The organism is Bradyrhizobium jicamae, from assembly GCF_018130215.1.
Taxonomy (GTDB): domain Bacteria; phylum Pseudomonadota; class Alphaproteobacteria; order Rhizobiales; family Xanthobacteraceae; genus Bradyrhizobium; species Bradyrhizobium jicamae_A.
Window position 1 is genome coordinate 106,869 of record NZ_JAFCKQ010000013.1, and the last position, 18,998, is coordinate 125,866.

The following is an 18,998-nucleotide window of genomic DNA, read 5'->3' on the forward strand; positions in this document are numbered from 1 at the left end:
CCCACTCCTTGGGCCTAAGTCGGTCGACGGTGTTAAAATACCCTTGCCGGGTATAACTGACAATTGGGATCCCTCGCATGACCTCGCTCGACAGCTTCAAATGCCGCAAGACCATGAAGGTCGGTGGCAAGACCTACGTCTATTACAGCCTGCCCGCGGCAGAGAAGAACGGACTGAAGGGCATTTCGAAGCTGCCATACTCGATGAAGGTTCTGCTGGAGAACCTGCTGCGCAACGAGGACGGTCGCACCGTCAAGAAGGATGACATCGTCGCGGTGTCGAAGTGGCTGAAGAAGCGCCAGCTCGAGCATGAAATCGCCTTCCGCCCGGCGCGCGTGCTGATGCAGGACTTCACCGGCGTCCCGGCGGTGGTCGATCTCGCGGCGATGCGCAACGCGATGCAGTCGCTCGGCGGCGATGCCGAGAAGATCAACCCGCTGGTGCCCGTCGATCTCGTCATCGACCATTCGGTCATCGTCAACTTCTTTGGTGACAACAAGGCGTTCGGCAAGAACGTCGTCGAGGAATACAAGCAGAACCAGGAGCGCTACGAGTTCCTGAAGTGGGGCCAGAAGGCGTTCTCGAACTTCTCGGTGGTGCCGCCCGGCACCGGCATCTGCCACCAGGTCAATCTCGAATATCTCGCGCAGACGGTGTGGACCAAGAAGGAGAAGATGACGGTCGGCAAGAAGACCGGCACCTTCGAGGTCGCCTATCCGGATTCGCTCGTCGGCACCGACTCGCACACAACGATGGTGAACGGCCTCGCCGTGCTCGGCTGGGGCGTCGGCGGCATCGAGGCGGAAGCCTGCATGCTCGGCCAGCCGCTGTCGATGCTGCTGCCTGAAGTGGTCGGCTTCAAGCTCAAGGGCCAGCTCAAGGAAGGCGTCACCGCCACCGACCTCGTGCTCACGGTCACCCAGATGCTGCGCAAGCAGGGCGTGGTCGGCAAGTTCGTCGAGTTCTTCGGCCCTGGCCTCGATTTCCTATCGGTCGCGGACAAGGCGACCATCGGCAACATGGCGCCCGAATACGGAGCGACCTGCGGCTTCTTCCCGGTCGATGCCGCGACCATCGATTACCTGAAGACGTCGGGTCGCAAGGCCGATCGCGTCAAGCTGGTGCAGTCCTACGCCAAGGCGCAGGGCCTGTTCCGCACCGCCAAGTCGGCCGATCCGGTGTTCACCACCACGCTGACCCTCGACCTCGCCGACGTCGTGCCGTCGATGGCCGGACCGAAGCGTCCCGAGGGCCGCATCGCGCTGCCGGCGGTTTCGTCCGGCTTCGCCACCGCGCTGGTCGGCGAGTACAAGAAGCCCGAGGGTGAACAGAAGCGCTACGCCGTCGAGGGCCGCGACTTCGATCTCGGCCATGGCGACGTCGTGATCGCGGCGATCACCTCCTGCACCAATACCTCGAACCCGAGCGTCCTGATCGGCGCCGGCCTGCTCGCCCGCAACGCGGCCGCCAAGGGTCTGAAGGCAAAACCGTGGGTGAAGACCTCGCTCGCGCCGGGCAGCCAGGTGGTGGCGGAATATCTGGCGAATTCGGGCCTGCAGGCCGATCTCGACAAGGTTGGCTTCAACCTCGTGGGTTTCGGCTGCACCACCTGCATCGGCAACTCCGGTCCGCTGCCGGAGGAGATTTCGAAGTCGATCAACGAGAATGGCATCGTCGCCGCGGCCGTGCTGTCGGGCAACCGCAACTTCGAAGGTCGCGTCTCGCCCGACGTGCAAGCGAACTATCTCGCCTCGCCGCCGCTGGTGGTCGCGCATGCACTTGCCGGCACCGTGACCAAGGACCTCGCGGTCGAGCCGCTCGGCATCGGCAAGGACGGCAAGCCGGTGTTCCTGAAGGACATCTGGCCGACGGCGAAGGAGATCAACGCCTTCATGAAGAAGTTCGTCACCGCGACGATCTTCAAGAAGAAGTACGCCGACGTGTTCAAGGGCGACACCAACTGGCGCAAGATCAAGACCACCGAAAGCGAGACCTATCGCTGGAACATGAGCTCGACCTATGTGCAGAACCCGCCCTACTTCGAGGGCATGAAGAAGGAGCCGGAGCCGATCCGCGACGTGGTCGATGCGCGCATCCTCGCGATGTTCGGCGACAAGATCACCACCGACCACATCTCGCCGGCCGGTTCGATCAAGCTGACCTCGCCCGCCGGCAAGTTCCTCAGCGAGCACCAGGTGCGCCCCGCCGACTTCAACCAGTACGGCACGCGGCGTGGCAACCACGAGGTGATGATGCGCGGTACCTTCGCCAACATCCGCATCAAGAATTTCATGCTGAAGGGCGCCGACGGAAATATTCCGGAAGGCGGATTGACCAAGCACTGGCCAGACGGCGAGCAGATGTCGATCTACGACGCCGCGATGAAGTACCAGGCCGAGGGCGTGCCTCTGGTGGTGTTCGCCGGCGCCGAATACGGCAATGGCTCGTCGCGCGACTGGGCCGCGAAGGGCACGCGCCTGCTCGGCGTACGCGCGGTGATCTGCCAGAGCTTCGAGCGTATCCATCGCTCCAACCTGGTCGGCATGGGTGTGCTTCCGCTCACCTTCCAGGAAGGCGCATCGTGGTCGTCGCTCGGCTTGAAGGGCGACGAGAAGGTCACGATTCGCGGGCTCCAGGGTGATCTGAAGCCGCGCCAGACGCTCACGGCCGAGATCGTCACCGCCGATGGTGGCAAGAAGGAAGTCCCGCTGCTCTGCCGCATCGATACGCTCGACGAACTCGACTACTATCGCAACGGCGGCATCCTGCATTACGTGCTGCGGAAGCTGGCGGCCTAACGCGGATTTGTGATCCACGCCTCACTGCTTAGTGAGTAGCGGCTAAAAAGAAGGCGGCCTATGAAAAAGGCCGCTTTCTTGCGTTTGGGGCACGCAGTTCAAGGGACAACTTCATGCTCCGTACAAATACGGATGGAAATCATCACCACTGGTTCGCAGTATGACAGCGATGATGGCCTATAACTGTATCTCGCGATGGTCCAGCGCACTTGGTATCTGCGCAATCGTCGCGATCATCCGACCCGCTCACGCCGATCCGCGTGCTGTCGTCGAACTCTTCACCTCGCAGGGATGCTCCTCCTGTCCGCCCGCGGACAAGATCATCGGTGAGCTCGCGAAAGATCCCAGCGTCATCGCGCTGAGCATGCCGATCGACTATTGGGATTATCTCGGCTGGAAGGACACCCTGGCCGACTCGCGCTTCAGCGCGCGGCAGAAGGCCTATTCGCATGTGCGCGGCGATCGCGACGTCTACACGCCGCAGGCGGTGATCAATGGATCGGCGCACGTGATCGGCAGCGATCGGGCCAGCATCGAGAGCGCGATCAAGGACACCGACAAGAGCGCCGGCGTGATGTCGGTGCCGGTGACGATGACGCTGACCGGCAAGCAGATCAACGTCTCGGTGGCAGCGGCCAAGTCGCCGGCGGCGGCGCGCGGAGAAGTCTGGATCTGCTCGATCTCGAAGGCGGTACCGATCTCGATCGGACGCGGCGAGAACCGCGGGCGCGAGATCACCTACCACAACGTCGTGCGCAATCTCCTGAAGGTCGGTGACTGGAACGGTTCGTCCGGCAGCTGGACGGTGCCGCTCGAGAACATCACGCGTGACGGTGTCGATGCCGCGGCGGTGTATGTCCAGGACGGCAATCGCGACAAGCCGGGCCAGATGCTCGGCGCGGCGTTCACCTCGCTGCATTAGCCCCGACTGCCTGCGTCGCTCGTGCCGTCCCCAGGGAGGCGGCGCAATGCATCCGAACGGTCTGTTGTTCAAGCCGACGCTGTGCCCGCGTCCGGCTGAAGGGCACCCCAAAAACAAAAAGGACCAACTTTCGTTGGCCCAGTGTTGGGGAGATTAGTCCCCCTGCGGAACAGGCCCGATCCCGACGGCCCCGGGGGGCTGGGGGCTGAGGAATCCGGAACCGAAAGGACCGGGCCAACGCAGGATTTCGTTTTCGCAGGGCAGCAGGGCGGGCGATGGGCGGAAGTAGGGCAGCAATATGATTCCGCTAACGTTCCCGTGAATCGGGACAATCGGCCGCGTCCGGGATGGTTAAGGGCTGGTTGCGTTGCGAATGGGCCCTTGCGGCGCCCCTGACTTAGCGCAATCATGTCAGCCTCGTGACGGCGCCGAAACGCGGGACAGCGGACTTCGGAGCAGGGCCGTCACCGGGACGACAGGAGGCGCTCGATGAGCTTGATCTCGGAGGACACCGATCCGAGCGGGAACCGCGCGGTGGCCCGCGCCGCCGTCGCGGCCCCTCAGCCCAACCGCGTGACGTTCAACCGACTTGAGCTCAATCGCATCCTCAATCTCTATGGCCGCATGGTCGCCGATGGCGAGTGGCGCGACTATGCGATCGATTTCCTGAAGGACCGTGCGGTGTTCTCGGTGTTCCGGCGCGCGTCCGAAATGCCGATCTATCGCATCGAGAAGGATCCGCGGCTCGCGCGCAAGCAGGGCATCTACAGCGTGATTTCGGCGACCGGCCTGATCCTGCGCCGCGGTCACGAGCTCGAGCGGGTGCTGCTGGTGATCGATCGCAAGCTGGCTTTGGTGTAATCCCGATCAGTCGGCGCTTGGCAGCCCGGATGGAGCGAAGCGCAATCCGGGCATTTTCGCATCACGCAAAAGAAAAGCCCCGGCTGTGAGACCGGGGCTTCGATCGGTGTGATCGGGGCTTTGCGTTAATCGCGCTGGCCGAGCAGCTGCAGCAGCAGCGTGAACAGGTTGATGAAGTTCAGGTAGAGCGACAGTGCACCAGTGATCGCCGCACGCTCTGCCATCGCGCCACCCTGCGAGGCGTAGCCGTAGATGTAGTCGTTCTTCAGCCGCTGGGTATCCCAGGCGGTGAGGCCCGCGAACACCAGGACGCCGACGACAGACACGATGAACTGCAGCGCCGAGCTCGCCAGGAACAGGTTGACCAGGCTTGCGATGATGATGCCGATCAGACCCATGAACAGGAACGAGCCCATGCCGCTCATGTCACGCTTGGTGGTGTAGCCGTAGAGGCTGAGCGCACCGAACGTCGCCGCGGTGATGAAGAACACGCGCACGATCGAGGTGTGCGTGTAGACCAGGAAGATCGACGACAGCGACAGGCCCATCAGCGCCGAGAACACCCAGAACAGCATCTGGGCGGTCGAGGGCGCCAGGCGGTTGATGCCGGCCGAGATGACGAACACCATCACCAGAGGGGCGAGGATGAACAGCCACTTCAGCGGACTGACGAACATCGCGTAGCCGAACTGCGTCAGATAGGCGTTGCCAAACTTCGCGACTGCGGCCGACGAGTCACCGGTCACTGCCGCCATGTAGACACCGAGTGCGGCCAGGCCGGTAATGGCGAGGCCGATGCTCATGTAGTTGTAGATGCGCAGCATGTAGGCGCGCAGACCGGCGTCGACGGCCGCAGCGTCAATGCGCCCGGCGGCCCGGCCGAAGGGAGAAGCGTAGTTGCGGTCTAGGTCCGACATGGTCGAATTCCCGTGGTTGGTCCCGGTGGAGCGCAAGGGATTTGCGGCGCCGGTTGTAAATCTATCTCAGATGGTTCGGTTTGCCGAACATTAATTCCCTGTCATCAAACCGGCCATCCGATCCAGTTGGTATGTGGGAAATTAACACATCCGACGCAAGCTTCCACGCGCGGCGGAATGTCGCTCTGCCCCGGCATTTGCCGGCAAAACGGCCTCGGCCGCAGATACAAATTGTCACAAATTCCGCAGCACCGAAGCCGGCTTCTGGTTCAGCGCGAGCAGCGTTCCGGCCAGCCCCAATCCGACGGTGACGATCAACGCGGCGACCACCACCAGCGCGGCGCTGCCGGCCTGCCAGATGAAGCTGAGCGTCATCAGGCGCGTCACGATCATCCAGGCTGCGATCGAGCCGGCGACAACACCGAACACTGCGGTTGCGAAACCGATCAACAGATATTCCAGCGCGTAGGCGCCGAGCAGCCGTGCCCTCGTGGCGCCGAGCGTCTTCAGGATGACGGCGTCATAGACCCGGTGGCGGTGGCCGGCGGCGAGCGCCCCGCCCAGCACCAGGATGGCCGAGATCAGCGTCACGGCGCTGGCGCCGCGGATCGCGAGCACGAGGTTGCTGACGACGCTTCCGATGGTCTCAAGCGCCTCGCGGACACGGACGCTCGTCACCATCGGGAAGGCGTCGGCGACCTGCCTGATGATGCGCGCATCGCCGCTGGCATCCGGGTGGGTTTCCGTGAGGGTCGCGACATGGCTGTGCGGTGCACCCCTGAAGGCGTTCGGCGAGAACACCAGCACAAAATTGATGCCGAGCCCCTGCCAGTCGATGTTGCGCAGATTGGCGATCTTGGCCGGAATGTCGCGGCCGAGCACGTTGACGACGACCTCGTCGCCGATCTTGAGGCCGAGGCCGTCGGCGATCTTCTTCTCCATCGAAACCAGCGGCGGTCCGCTGTAGTCCGGCCCCCACCATTCGCCCTCGACGACCTTCGAGCCCTTGGGGACCTCGCCAGTGTAGGTCAGGCCGCGATCGCTTTGCAGCACCCATTCCGAATCGACCGTCGGATTGAGCTGGTCAGCCTTGACGCCGCGGGCGGCAACGATGCGCCCGCGCAGCATCGGCACGTCTTCGGTCGTCGCATCCGGTGCGATCTGCTTGAGGAAGGTGCCGAAGCGATCCGCTTCGGTCGAGGGGATGTCGATGAAGAAGAACGACGGCGCCCGCTCCGGCAGCGCGGCCATGAACTGGCGGCGCAGATTGCCGTCGATCTGGGTGATGGTGACGAGTACGGCGAGCCCGAGACCCAGCGACAGCACGACCGAGGGCGTCAGCGCTCCCGGCCGGTGGATGTTGGCGATCGCCAGCCGCAGCATGGTCATGCGGCTGCGCGGCAGGCGCCGCGCCACCGCCATCAGGATCCCGGCAATCCCGCGCAACAGCAGGAACACCGCGATCGAGGAGACCACGAACACGGTGGCGATGCGCTTGTCATAGGCGAGCCCGATGGCGACGCCGATGAGCAGCGCGATCACCACGCCCATCAGGACGAGATAGCTCCAGCGCGGCCGATGCCACTCGCTGGTGACGGTCTCGCGGAACAGTGCCGCGACCGGCACGTCGTGCACCCGGCCGAGCGGCCACAGTCCGAAGGCCAGCGCCGTGAGCTGGCCGTAGATGAAGGAGAGCGCGAGTTCGTCGGGATGCAGCGCCGGCACCACCGGCAGGGGCAGCAACTTGCCGAACAGGCCGACGATGACGAAGGGCAGCGCCGCGCCGAGCGCGAGGCCGATCACCGAGCCGATCCCGGCGAGCACCACGACCTGGGTCAGATAGATTGTGAAGACGTCGCGCCCGGTGGCGCCGAGCGCCTTGAAGGAGGCGATGACGTCGCGGCGGCGGTCGATATGGCTCTTCACAGCATTGGCGACGCCGACGCCGCCGACGAGCAGGGCAGCGAGCCCGACCAGGGTCAGGAATTGCGTGAAGCGGTTGATCGTGCGCTCGAGCTGCGGCGAGGCGTTGCTGCGGCTGCGGACTTCCCAGCCGGCTTCCGGGGCGGCGCTGCGCGCGCCGTCGATCAGCGCGGTGGTGGCGCGATCGCCGTTGGCGCCGTCGGGCAGTTTCACCCGGTAGATCCAGCGCACCAGGCTGCCCGGTTGCAGAAGCTCGGTCGCGCGCAGGCTGGTTTCGCTGACCAGGAAGCGCGGGCCGAGGCCGACGCCGCCGGCGAGCTTGTCCGGTTCCGAGTCCACGACGCTCCGGATCTGGTAGGTCGCGCTGCCGATGCTGACGCGGTCGCCGAGCTTGAGGTCGAGCCGTGCCAGCAAGGTCGAATCGACCGCAGCGCCATAGGCGCCGTCGCGCTCGGCGAGGAGATCGGCGATCGGCATGTTGGGCTCGAGCGAGAGCTCGCCGAGCATCGGATACTTGCCGTCGACCGCCTTGAGTTCGACGAGCGCCAGCTTGCCGTCGCTGCCGCGGGCCATCGCCCGCAGCGTGGCTGCGACCGAGACCTCGCCGCGCGTGCCGAGGTAAGCAACCTCGTTCGGCTTGGCCTCGCGCGAGATCAGCGAGAATGCGACGTCGCCGCCGAGCAGGGTGCGGCCCTCGCGCGACAGGCCGTCACCGAGGCTGGCTGCAACCGAGCCGACGCCTGAAATCGCCATCACGCCAAGCGCGATGCAGGCGATGAAGACGTAGAAGCCGCGCAGGCCGCCGCGCAATTCGCGCAGCGCGTAACGGAAGGCGAGCGACGACGCGCGGCCCTGGACCGCGACTTCGGACGCAATGCTCATGTCGCGGAATGCCCGTCGATGTGGCCCGAGCGCAGTCGCACCACGCGGTCGCAGCGCTGCGCGAGCGAGAGGTCGTGCGTCACCAGCACCAGCGTCATGCCGCGCTCGGCGTGCTTGGTGAAGAGCAGGTCGACGATCTGCTTGCCGGTCGCCTCATCGAGATTTCCGGTCGGCTCATCCGCAACCAGGATCGCGGGATCGGGCGCGAGCGCGCGCGCAATCGCCACACGCTGCTGCTCGCCGCCCGAGAGTTGCGTCGGATAGTGATGCAGCCGTTCGCCGAGCCCGACCGATTGCAGCTCCTGCGCGGCACGCGCCGCGGCATCCTGCGCGCCGGCGAGTTCGAGCGGCACCGCGACATTCTCCAGCGCGGTCATGGTGGGGATCAGATGGAACGACTGGAAGACGATGCCGACCTGTCGGCCGCGGAAGCGTGCGAGCGCATCTTCATCGAGGGCATTGAACGAGGTGCCGTTGACGACCACCTCTCCGCTGTCTGGACGTTCCAGCCCCGCCATCACCATCAGCAAGGTCGACTTGCCCGAGCCGGACGGACCGATCAGACCAATGGCCTCGCCCGCCGCCACACGAAGGCTGATATCTTTGAGGATATGGACTCGCGCCGCACCGCTGCCAAGCGAGAGGTTGACGTTCTTGACGGAGATGGTGTCCGGCTCGACGCCGGCCAGTGAAGAGGATTCGATGAGACTGTCCATGGTTCGGTCATATGGCACTTCCGCCGCTGCGGTCGAGGGCCGGTTGGCAATCTTCGTGCACATACTCGTGTTGCTTATGGGCTTGATGACAGCAGCGAGCGCGCAGACCTCGGCTCCGGCGAGGCCGTTCAAAATGGTGGTCCTGGGCGACTCGCTGAGCGCCGGCTACGGCCTTCCGGCCGCTGCCGCCTTCCCGGTCCGCCTGCAAAAAGCCTTGGAAGCCAAGGGGATAAAGGTCGACATGGTGAATGCCGGGGTGTCCGGTGACACCTCATCGGGCGGCCGCGACCGGGTCGATTGGTCGGTGCCCGATGGAACCGACGCGGTCATTGTCGAGCTCGGCGCCAATGATGCGCTGCGCGGCACCGATCCCGCGGTGACGCGCGCGGCGCTCTCCGACATCATCACAAAGTTGAAGACGCGGAAGATCGCCGTGCTTTTGTGTGGCATGCTTGCGCCGCCGAATTACGGAAGCGACTACGCGGCGAAGTTCAACGCGATCTATCCGGACCTGTCGAAATCGCTCGGCGTGCCGCTCTATCCGTTCTTCCTCGACGGGGTTGCGGCGGACGCCAAGCTCAACCAGGCCGACGGCATGCATCCGACCGCCGAGGGTGTCGATATCGTCGTGAAGAACATGTTGCCCACGGTGGAGGCATTTCTCGGCACACTATCGGGGCAACACAGTTGAAAAGCGGGCAGCACGCCGCCCTGACCGTAGGTTTACCACCCGTTAACGCGTTATGCTTCGCAGAGTCATATAACTCGGGTACAAAAGAGATGTCGGTGATTCGTCACCGGGGTTTGTAACAGGGCGCGGGCTCCCAAAACTCGCGCCACCGCATCGAGGATTGCAGCGATGCCGCGTCTGTTCACTGGACTGGAAATCCCGGCCGATATCGGCCAGACCCTCTCCAATTTGCGTGGCGGCCTACCCGGCGCACGTTGGATCGATCCCGAAAACTATCACGTCACGCTGCGCTTCATCGGAGACATCGACGGCATCTGGGCCAACGAGATCGCCTCGATGTTGTTTCGGGTGAACCGCAAGCCGTTCGAGGTCAAGCTGAAGGGCCTGTCGAGCTTCGGCGGACGCAAACCACGCGCAGTGGTCGCCTCCGTCGAGCCGAGCAGGCCACTGATCGAGCTGCAGGCCGAACTCGAGCGGATGATGCAGCGGATGGGGCTCGATCCGGAGGGGCGCAAGTTCACGCCGCATGTAACGCTCGCGCGGCTGCATGATGCATCGAGCCAGGATGTCGCGGACTATCTGTCCGTGCGCGGCTACTTCCCGAGCCGCACCTTCATGGCCGATCGCTTCGTGCTGTTCTCGTCTCGCGCCTCCACCGGCGGCGGGCCCTACGTGGTCGAGGACGCCTACGCGCTCTGCGCATAAGCCTCTTCACCTCGCCCCGCTTGCGGGGAGAGGTCGGATCGCATCGAAGATGCGATCCGGGTGAGGGGGTACATGTCGATCGATAGGCCACGTCGGGTGGTGAGAGCCCCTCACCCCGATCCTCTCCCCGCAAGAGCGGGGCGAGGGGGAGGAAAGTGCATGCCCCCAACGCCAATTCTCGGCTTGCATTTTTCCGCGCAGTAGGGCCGTAAGGTGGGTCATGCTCTCCACCTCGCCCAGTTCCTTCCTTGACCACTACAGGGCCCTGGTCGCCTCGGGCGCGATCGAGGCCGATCCTGCGCAGGCGCGCGCCGCGGAGGCGTTCGGCGCGCTCGACGAGCGGCTTTCGAGCTACAAGCCCCAGCGCAAGCAGGGGCTGCTTGGCCGGCTGTTCGGCGGCGACAAGGATCAGCCGCGCGGGCTCTACGTCCACGGCGAGGTGGGCCGCGGCAAGACCATGCTGATGGACCTGTTCTTCCAGCAAAGCCCGGTCGAGCACAAGCGCCGCGCGCATTTCCATGAGTTCATGGCCGAGGCGCATGAACGCATCTATGGCTACCGCCAGCAGATCGCGCGCGGCGAGATCGCGGACGCCGACGTGATCGCGCTCACCGCGCAGGCGATCTTCGACGAAGCCTGGCTGCTCTGCTTCGACGAATTCCACGTCACCGACATCGCGGACGCGATGATCCTCGGGCGCCTGTTCGCCAAGCTGTTCGAACTCGGGACCGTCGTGGTCGCCACCTCCAACGTCGCGCCTGACGATCTCTACAAGGGCGGTCTCAATCGTGCGCTGTTCCTGCCGTTCATCGCGCAGATCTCCGATCACATGGACGTGCTGCGGCTCGATGCGCGCACCGACTTCCGGCTGGAAAAGCTGTTCGGCGTGAAGATGTGGCTGGTGCCCGATGATGCCGAGGCCGGCGCCGCGATGGATGCCGCGTGGCGCAAGATGACCGGCAACGCGCCCTGCAAGTCGCGCGACATCGCGATCAAGGGGCGCGTGCTGCATGTGCCGTGCTCGTCGCACGGCGTCGCGCGCTTCGACTTCGCCGACATCTGCGAGAAGCCGCTCGCCGCGTCCGACTATCTCAGGCTCGCGCACGACTACCACACCATCCTGATCGACCACATTCCGGTGATGGACTACGCCGAGCGCAACGCCGCGAAGCGCTTCATCTCGCTGATCGACACGCTCTATGACAATGCCGTGAAGCTGATGGCTTCGGCGGCCGCCGATCCGGTGTCGCTGTACCTTGCCGACGAGGGCGTCGAGGCGATGGAGTTCAAGCGCACGTCGTCGCGGCTGATCGAAATGAGCTCGGAATCCTATCTGGCCCTGCCGCATGGCCGCAAGGACTCGGCGGCGAGCGGCGCGACGACCGGCCTGGTCGAGACCTGAGGAATGTCATTTCCGGTTCGCGCTCGCGCGCCCGGAATGACGGTGGTCTGGCATGCCTGATCGAATTCCAGGCAGGGCCGACAATTGGGCAGGCCGCGACTTGAATGGATCATTCGAAAGGGATAACCACCCTTGCAATCGACTTCCCTCCTCCCGCTACCAGTTCAAAGGACTGATTTCCCATGGCACGCGACAAGATTGCACTGATTGGCTCCGGACAGATCGGCGGAACGCTGGCGCACCTCGTCGGCCTCAAGGAACTTGGCGACGTCGTGCTGTTCGATATCGCTGAAGGCGTGCCGCAGGGCAAAGCGCTCGACATCGCGCAGTCGTCGCCGGTCGACGGTTTCGACTCCAATCTCGTCGGCGCCAATTCCTATGAAGCGCTCGACGGCGCCAAGGTCTGCATCGTCACCGCCGGCGTGCCACGCAAGCCCGGCATGAGCCGCGACGATCTCCTCTCGATCAATCTCAAGGTGATGGAGCAGGTCGGCGCCGGCATCAAGAAGTACGCCCCCGACGCCTTCGTCATCTGCATCACCAACCCGCTCGACGCGATGGTGTGGGCGCTGCAGAAGGCCTCGGGCCTGCCGCACAAGAAGGTAGTGGGCATGGCCGGCGTGCTCGACTCCGCGCGCTTCCGCTATTTCCTCGCCGACGAGTTCAACGTCTCGGTCGAGGACGTCACCGCCTTCGTGCTCGGCGGCCATGGCGACACCATGGTGCCGCTGACGCGCTACTCCACCGTCGCCGGCATTCCGTTGCCCGACCTCGTCAAGATGGGCTGGACCTCGCAGGCCCGCATCGACGAGATCGTCGATCGCACCCGCAATGGCGGCGCCGAGATCGTCAACCTGCTCAAGACCGGCTCGGCGTTCTATGCTCCGGCGGCCTCCGCGATCGCGATGGCCGAGAGCTATCTGAAGGACAAGAAGCGCGTGCTGCCCTGCGCGGCCTATCTCAACGGCGAATACGGCGTGAAGGACATGTATGTCGGCGTGCCCACCGTGATCGGCTCCAAGGGCGTCGAGCGCGTCGTCGAGATCGAACTGGCCGGCAAGGACCGCGAGGCCTTCGACAAGTCGGTCGGCGCGGTGCAGGGTCTGGTCGACGCCTGCAAGAAGATCGCGCCCGATCTGCTCGGCAAGTAATCCGGCTCGGCAATGGCCCGATAGGCGGATCCAATCGTCTATCGGGCGCAACGTGATGAAATTCTGGCTGATTTTGTGGTTGCGCTTGTCTTGGTATATGGTATGCCAGCGTCAAGGCTGACGTGAATTCGACGAAATGGCCGCACGAGGGTTTGGGAGCGTCTTTCCATGAATATCCACGAATACCAGGCCAAGGCACTGCTGCATGAATTCGGCGTGCCGATCTCGCGTGGCGTGCCGGTGCTGAAACCGGAAGACGCCGACGCGGCGGCAAAGCAGCTTCCCGGCCCGATCTGGGTGGTGAAAAGCCAGATCCATGCCGGCGGCCGCGGCAAGGGCAAGTTCAAGGAAGCCTCCGCCGGCGAGAAGGGCGGCGTCCGCATCGCCAAGTCTGTCGCCGAGGTCGATGAATTCGCCAGGCAGATGCTTGGCGCGACGCTGGTCACCGTGCAGACCGGGCCGCACGGCAAGCAGGTCAACCGTCTCTACATCGAGGAAGGCTCCGAGATCGACAAGGAGTTCTACCTCTCGATCCTGGTCAACCGCGAAACCTCCGAAGTCTCCTTCGTCGTGTCGACCGAGGGCGGCGTCAACATCGAAGAGGTCGCGCATGCGACCCCGGAGAAGATCGTCTCCTTCTCCGTCGATCCCGCGACCGGCATCATGCCGCATCACGGCCGCACCGTCGCCGAGGCGCTGAAGCTGAAGGGCGACCTGGCCAAGCAGGCGGAGAAGCTGACCAGCCAGCTCTATGCGGCGTTCGTCGCCAAGGACATGGCGATGCTGGAGATCAATCCGCTGGTCGTCACCAAGCAGGGCCAGCTCCGCGTGCTCGACGCCAAGGTGTCGTTCGACAGCAACGCGCTCTACCGCCATCCGGACGTGGTCGCGCTGCGCGACGAGACCGAGGAAGACGCCAAGGAGATCGAAGCGTCGAAATACGACCTCAACTATGTCGCGCTCGACGGCACGATCGGCTGCATGGTGAACGGCGCCGGCCTTGCAATGGCGACGATGGACATCATCAAGCTCTACGGCATGGAACCGGCGAACTTCCTCGATGTCGGCGGCGGCGCCAGCGTCGAGAAGGTCGCGGCTGCGTTCAAGATCATCACCGCCGATCCGAACGTGAAGGGCATCCTGGTCAACATCTTCGGCGGCATCATGAAGTGTGACGTGATCGCCGAGGGCGTGGTCGCCGCGGTGAAGCAGGTCGGTCTCAAGGTGCCGCTGGTCGTGCGCCTCGAAGGCACCAATGTCGAGCAGGGCAAGAAGATCATCCGCGAGAGCGGCCTCAACGTCCTGCCCGCCGACAATCTCGATGACGCCGCCCAGAAGATCGTGAAGGCCGTCAAGGGAGGCTAACGATGGTCGATCATCTCGACGCCCCGACACCGCTCGACGAACACCGCAAGCTCGCGGTCTTCGCAGGCGAGTGGTCCGGCGACGAGGTGGTCTATCCGTCGCGCTGGACCGCAGGTGGTCCGGCCACCTCGAAGGTCGTCGCGCGCATTGCGCTCAACGGCTTCTACCTGATCCAGGACAGCGTGCAGATGCGCGACGGCCAGGAGAGCTTCGCCACCCACGGCGTGTTCACCTATGACCGCGAGGATCGCGCCTACCGATTGTTTTGGCACGACTCGCTCGGCTACTATCCGCCGTCGCCGGCCTCCGGCGGCTGGGTCAACAAATCGCTGGTCCTGGTGCGTGGCTCGCTGCGCGGCAATGCGCGTCACGTCTACGAGGTCGTCGACGACAACACCTACAACATGAAGATCCAGTTCTCGCCTGACGCGGAAGGGTGGGCTGACGTGCTCACCGGCGTGTACCGGCGTATCCACTAACCCTTCACCGCTCGTCTCGCGAAAGCATCACGAACCATGTCCATTCTGATCGACAAGAATACCAAGGTCATCTGCCAGGGCTTCACCGGCAAGAACGGCACCTTCCATTCGGAAGCGGCGATCGCTTACGGCACCAAGATGGTCGGCGGCGTGGCGCCGGGCAAAGGCGGCTCGACACATCTCAATCTGCCGGTGTTCGACACCGTCGCCGAGGCGCGCGCCAGGACCGGGGCCGACGCCTCGGTGGTCTACGTGCCCCCGCCGGGCGCGGCGGACGCGATCTGCGAGGCGATCGATGCGGAGATCCCGCTGATCGTCTGCATCACCGAGGGCATACCGGTGCTCGACATGGTGCGGGTGAAGCGTTCGCTGTCGGGATCGAAGTCGCGATTGATCGGACCGAACTGCCCGGGCGTGATGACCGCTGGCGAGTGCAAGATCGGCATCATGCCGGCCAACATCTTCAAGCCCGGCAGCGTCGGTATCGTTTCGCGCTCCGGCACGCTGACCTATGAAGCGGTGTTCCAGACCACCCAGGAAGGCCTCGGCCAGACCACCGCGGTCGGCATCGGCGGCGACCCGGTCAAGGGAACCGAGTTCATCGACGTGCTGGAAATGTTCCTGGCCGACGAGAAGACCAAATCGATCGTCATGATCGGCGAGATCGGCGGCTCCGCCGAGGAAGATGCCGCTCAGTTCCTCAAGGACGAGGCCAAGCGCGGCCGCAAGAAGCCCATGGTCGGCTTCATCGCCGGCGTCACCGCTCCTCCCGGCCGCCGCATGGGCCACGCCGGCGCGATCATCTCGGGCGGCAAGGGCGATGCCGGCTCCAAGACCGCGGCCATGGAAGCGGCAGGTATCAAGGTCTCGCCATCGCCGGCACGGCTCGGGCACACCCTGGCCGAGATGCTGAAGTAAACCCTTCGAGAGATTTCGTGCCCTTCGCGGCGGTTCCAGTCACCGGAACCGCCGTTTTTTGTCGCCAATACAGGGTTTGGCGCGCCTCTTGATATTTTGAAATAACATTCATTTCTTGGTTCTTTTAGGCAGGATTATCCGACCCAGATGGGGTAAGGGTTATCCATCCGGCCGGCCCCCTTCAGACCGGCACTGCGCCGTCTGCTACGCGCGAACCGAAAAAATCACCAGGACTGCCTCATGTCTCGACAGGACGCGAACGCCGCTTTTGCCCTTTCATCGTTTCTGCAGGGCACCAACGCGGCCTATATCGACGACCTCTACGCCCGCTACGAACAGGATCCCGGCTCGGTCGACGCCGAATGGCAGGACTTCTTCAAGAGCCTGAAGGACGCCCCCGCCGACGTCCAGAAGAACGCCGAAGGCGCCTCTTGGGGACGTGACAACTGGCCGGTCACCCCCCGCGACGAACTGACCTCGGCGCTGGACGGCAACTGGGCCCAGGTCGAGAAAGCCGTCGGCACCAAGCTCGCCGCCAAGGCGCAGGCCAAGGGTGCCCAGCTGACGGACGCCGAAGTCCATCAGGCGACCCGCGACTCCGTCCGCGCCCTGATGCTGATCCGCGCCTATCGCATGCGCGGCCATTTCCACGCCAAGCTCGACCCGCTCGGCATCGAGGCGCCGCGTGACCGCGAAGAGCTCGATCCGCGCTCGTACGGCTTCACCGAAGCCGACTTCGATCGCAGGATCTTCCTCGATCACGTGCTCGGCCTGGAATACGGCACGCTGCGCGAGATCGTGCAGATCTGCGAGCGCACCTATTGCCAGACGCTCGGCGTCGAATTCATGCACATCTCCAACGCCGCGCAGAAGGCGTGGATCCAGGAGCGCATCGAAGGGCCGGACAAGGAGATCAGCTTCACCCGCGAAGGGCGCCGCGCCATCCTCAACAAGCTGATCGAGGCCGAAGGCTTCGAGAAATTCTGCGACGTCAAGTTCACCGGCACCAAGCGCTTCGGCCTCGACGGCGGCGAATCGCTGATCCCCGCGCTGGAGCAGATCATCAAGCGCGGCGGCAATCTCGGCGTGAAGGAGATCGTGGTCGGCATGCCGCATCGCGGCCGCCTCAACGTGCTGACCCAGGTGATGGGAAAGCCGCACCGCGCGCTGTTCCACGAGTTCAAGGGCGGTTCGGCCAACCCGGATGCGGTCGAAGGCTCCGGCGACGTCAAATATCACCTCGGCGCGTCCTCGGACCGCGAGTTCGACGGCAACAAGATCCATCTCTCGTTGACCGCGAACCCGTCGCATCTCGAAATCGTGGACCCCGTCGTACTCGGCAAGGTGCGCGCCAAGCAGGATCAGCATGGCGATCCGCCGGACCAGCGCATCTCCGTGCTGCCGCTCCTGATGCATGGCGACGCGGCGTTTGCGGGCCAGGGCGTGGTCGCCGAATGTTTCAGCCTCTCCGACCTGAAGGGCTACCGCACCGGCGGCTCGCTGCACTTCATCGTCAACAACCAGATCGGCTTCACCACCTATCCGCGCTATTCGCGCTCCTCGCCCTATCCGTCCGACGTGGCGAAGATGATCGACGCTCCGATCTTCCATGTGAATGGCGATGATCCCGAGGCCGTGGTGTTTGCCGCCAAGGTCGCGATCGAGTTCCGGCAGAAATTCCACAAGCCGGTCGTCATCGACATGTTCTGCTACCGCCGCCACGGTCACAACGAGGGCGACGAGCCGGCGTTCACCCAGCCGGTGATGTACAAGCGGATCGGCTCGCACCCGTCGACGCTGGAGATCTATGCCAAGCGGCTGGTGAGCGAGGGCGTGCTGACCGAAGGCGAAGTCGAGAAGGCCAAGGCCGACTGGCGCACGCGGCTCGATGCCGAGTTCGAGGCTGGCACCGGCTACAAGCCGAACAAGGCCGACTGGCTCGACGGCAAGTGGGCTGGCTTCAAGATCGCCGACCAGGAAGAGGATGCACGACGCGGCGTCACCGGCGTCGACCTTGCCGTGCTGAAGGAGATCGGCCGCAAGATCACCAAGGTGCCGGACGGCTTCCGCGTCCATCGCACCATCCAGCGGTTTCTCGACAATCGCGCCAAGGCGATCGAGACCGGCGAGGGCATCGACTGGGCGACCGGCGAGGCGCTGGCGTTCTGCACGCTGCTCGAGGAAGGGCATCACGTGCGGCTGTCGGGTCAGGATTCCGAGCGCGGCACCTTCTCGCAGCGCCACTCGGTGCTGATCGACCAGGAGGACGAGAGCCGCTACACCCCGTTCAATCATCTCGGCGGCGACAACACGGGTCACTACGAGGTCATCAACTCGCTGCTGTCGGAAGAGGCGGTGCTCGGCTTCGAGTACGGCTATTCGCTCGCCGAGCCGAACGCGCTGCCGATGTGGGAGGCGCAGTTCGGCGACTTCGCCAACGGCGCGCAGGTCGTGTTTGACCAGTTTATTTCCTCGGGCGAACGCAAATGGCTGCGCATGTCCGGCCTCGTCTGCCTGCTGCCGCATGGCTATGAGGGGCAGGGACCTGAACACTCCTCCGCGCGCCTCGAGCGCTATCTGCAGATGTGCGCCGAGGACAACATGCAGGTGGTCAATCCGACCACGCCGGCCAACTACTTCCACATGCTGCGACGCCAGCTGCATCGCGAGATCCGCAAGCCGCTGATCGTCATGACGCCGAAGTCGCTGCTGCGTCACAAGCGCGCGGTGTCGCGGCTCGACGAGCTCGGCAAGGCCGCCACGTTCCACCGCATCCTGTACGATGACGCCCAGATGCTGCCGGACGAGAAGATCAAGCTGAAGCCGGACGACAAGATCCGTCGCGTCGTGCTGTGCTCGGGCAAGGTCTATTACGATCTCTACGAGGAGCGCGAGAAGCGCGGTATCGACGACATCTACCTGATGCGGATCGAGCAGCTCTATCCGGTGCCGCTGAAGGCACTGGTGCAGGAGCTCGGCCGCTTCAAGGGCGCCGAGATGGTCTGGTGCCAGGAAGAGCCGCGCAACATGGGCTCCTGGCACTTCATCGAGCCCTATCTCGAATGGGTGCTGAACCAGATCAACGCTCCGAGCAAGCGGCCGCGCTACGCCGGCCGTCCGGCGTCGGCGGCGACCGCCACCGGCCTGATGTCCAAGCATCAGGCGCAGCTCAAGGCGCTGCTCGACGACGCACTGAACTGACGATCTTCACGAAGACCATGCCCCGCGAAAGCGGGGCATCCAGTACCCCGCGAAGCCAGCCCGATCG

Annotated in this window: 14 protein-coding genes; 11 read left to right on the forward strand and 3 right to left on the reverse strand. The window is 64.3% G+C overall.

Going from position 1 to position 18,998, the window contains the following annotated elements; translation table 11 throughout:
* Positions 1–77 precede the first annotated feature (77 nt).
* From acnA to JQ586_RS16965, 3 genes are all read left to right on the forward strand, one after another.
* Entirely contained in the window at positions 78–2,798 is a 2,721-nt protein-coding gene (gene acnA / locus JQ586_RS16955) for an aconitate hydratase AcnA (protein WP_212395739.1), read from the forward strand.
* A gap of 160 nt (positions 2,799–2,958) precedes the next feature.
* Positions 2,959–3,720, forward strand: a complete 762-nt coding sequence (locus JQ586_RS16960; protein ID WP_212395740.1) for a thioredoxin family protein — start codon at positions 2,959–2,961, stop codon at positions 3,718–3,720.
* A 489-nt stretch (positions 3,721–4,209) separates the two neighbouring features.
* A complete protein-coding gene (locus tag JQ586_RS16965) occupies positions 4,210–4,581 on the forward strand; it encodes a DUF2794 domain-containing protein (RefSeq protein WP_212395741.1) in 372 nt (123 codons plus the stop codon).
* A 125-nt stretch (positions 4,582–4,706) separates the two neighbouring features.
* On the opposite strand, the gene JQ586_RS16970 is transcribed toward JQ586_RS16965, so the two are convergent.
* The 3 genes from JQ586_RS16970 to JQ586_RS16980 all read right to left on the reverse strand — a co-directional run bounded on the left by JQ586_RS16970 (position 4,707) and on the right by JQ586_RS16980 (position 9,019).
* Positions 4,707–5,498 (reverse strand): Bax inhibitor-1/YccA family protein, encoded by a 792-nt coding sequence (locus tag JQ586_RS16970; protein WP_212395742.1) that lies wholly within the window; start codon positions 5,496–5,498, stop codon positions 4,707–4,709.
* Positions 5,499–5,732: 234 nt separating this feature from the next.
* Positions 5,733–8,303 carry an ABC transporter permease gene (locus JQ586_RS16975; RefSeq protein WP_212395743.1) on the reverse strand — a complete coding sequence of 857 codons (2,571 nt, stop codon included), beginning with the start codon at positions 8,301–8,303 and terminating at the stop codon, positions 5,733–5,735.
* Positions 8,300–9,019: an ABC transporter ATP-binding protein gene (locus tag JQ586_RS16980; RefSeq protein WP_212395744.1), complete on the reverse strand. Its 720-nt coding sequence runs from the start codon at positions 9,017–9,019 to the stop codon at positions 8,300–8,302. Before JQ586_RS16980 ends, JQ586_RS16975 begins: the two co-directional genes overlap by 4 nt.
* Before the next feature lie 55 nt (positions 9,020–9,074).
* Here JQ586_RS16980 and JQ586_RS16985 point away from each other — a divergent pair, with 55 nt between their 5' ends.
* From JQ586_RS16985 to JQ586_RS17020, 8 genes are all read left to right on the forward strand, one after another.
* Positions 9,075–9,710 carry an arylesterase gene (locus JQ586_RS16985; protein ID WP_212395789.1) on the forward strand — a complete coding sequence of 212 codons (636 nt, stop codon included), beginning with the start codon at positions 9,075–9,077 and terminating at the stop codon, positions 9,708–9,710.
* Positions 9,711–9,878: 168 nt separating this feature from the next.
* Entirely contained in the window at positions 9,879–10,415 is a 537-nt protein-coding gene (gene thpR / locus JQ586_RS16990) for an RNA 2',3'-cyclic phosphodiesterase (RefSeq protein ID WP_212395745.1), read from the forward strand.
* A gap of 220 nt (positions 10,416–10,635) precedes the next feature.
* Complete coding sequence (gene zapE, locus JQ586_RS16995; RefSeq protein WP_212395746.1) at positions 10,636–11,817, forward strand: cell division protein ZapE; 1,182 nt, start codon at positions 10,636–10,638, stop codon at positions 11,815–11,817.
* 182 nt (positions 11,818–11,999) lie between these two features.
* A complete protein-coding gene (gene mdh / locus JQ586_RS17000; protein ID WP_021078790.1) occupies positions 12,000–12,968 on the forward strand; it encodes a malate dehydrogenase in 969 nt (322 codons plus the stop codon).
* Positions 12,969–13,136: 168 nt separating this feature from the next.
* Positions 13,137–14,333, forward strand: coding sequence for an ADP-forming succinate--CoA ligase subunit beta (gene sucC / locus JQ586_RS17005; protein WP_212395747.1), 1,197 nt, complete (start codon positions 13,137–13,139; stop codon positions 14,331–14,333).
* A gap of 2 nt (positions 14,334–14,335) precedes the next feature.
* A complete protein-coding gene (locus JQ586_RS17010; RefSeq protein ID WP_212395748.1) occupies positions 14,336–14,812 on the forward strand; it encodes a DUF1579 family protein in 477 nt (158 codons plus the stop codon).
* Positions 14,813–14,848: 36 nt separating this feature from the next.
* Complete coding sequence (gene sucD, locus JQ586_RS17015; protein ID WP_212395749.1) at positions 14,849–15,730, forward strand: succinate--CoA ligase subunit alpha; 882 nt, start codon at positions 14,849–14,851, stop codon at positions 15,728–15,730.
* 240 nt (positions 15,731–15,970) lie between these two features.
* Positions 15,971–18,931 carry a 2-oxoglutarate dehydrogenase E1 component gene (locus tag JQ586_RS17020; protein ID WP_212395750.1) on the forward strand — a complete coding sequence of 987 codons (2,961 nt, stop codon included), beginning with the start codon at positions 15,971–15,973 and terminating at the stop codon, positions 18,929–18,931.
* Positions 18,932–18,998 lie beyond the last annotated feature (67 nt).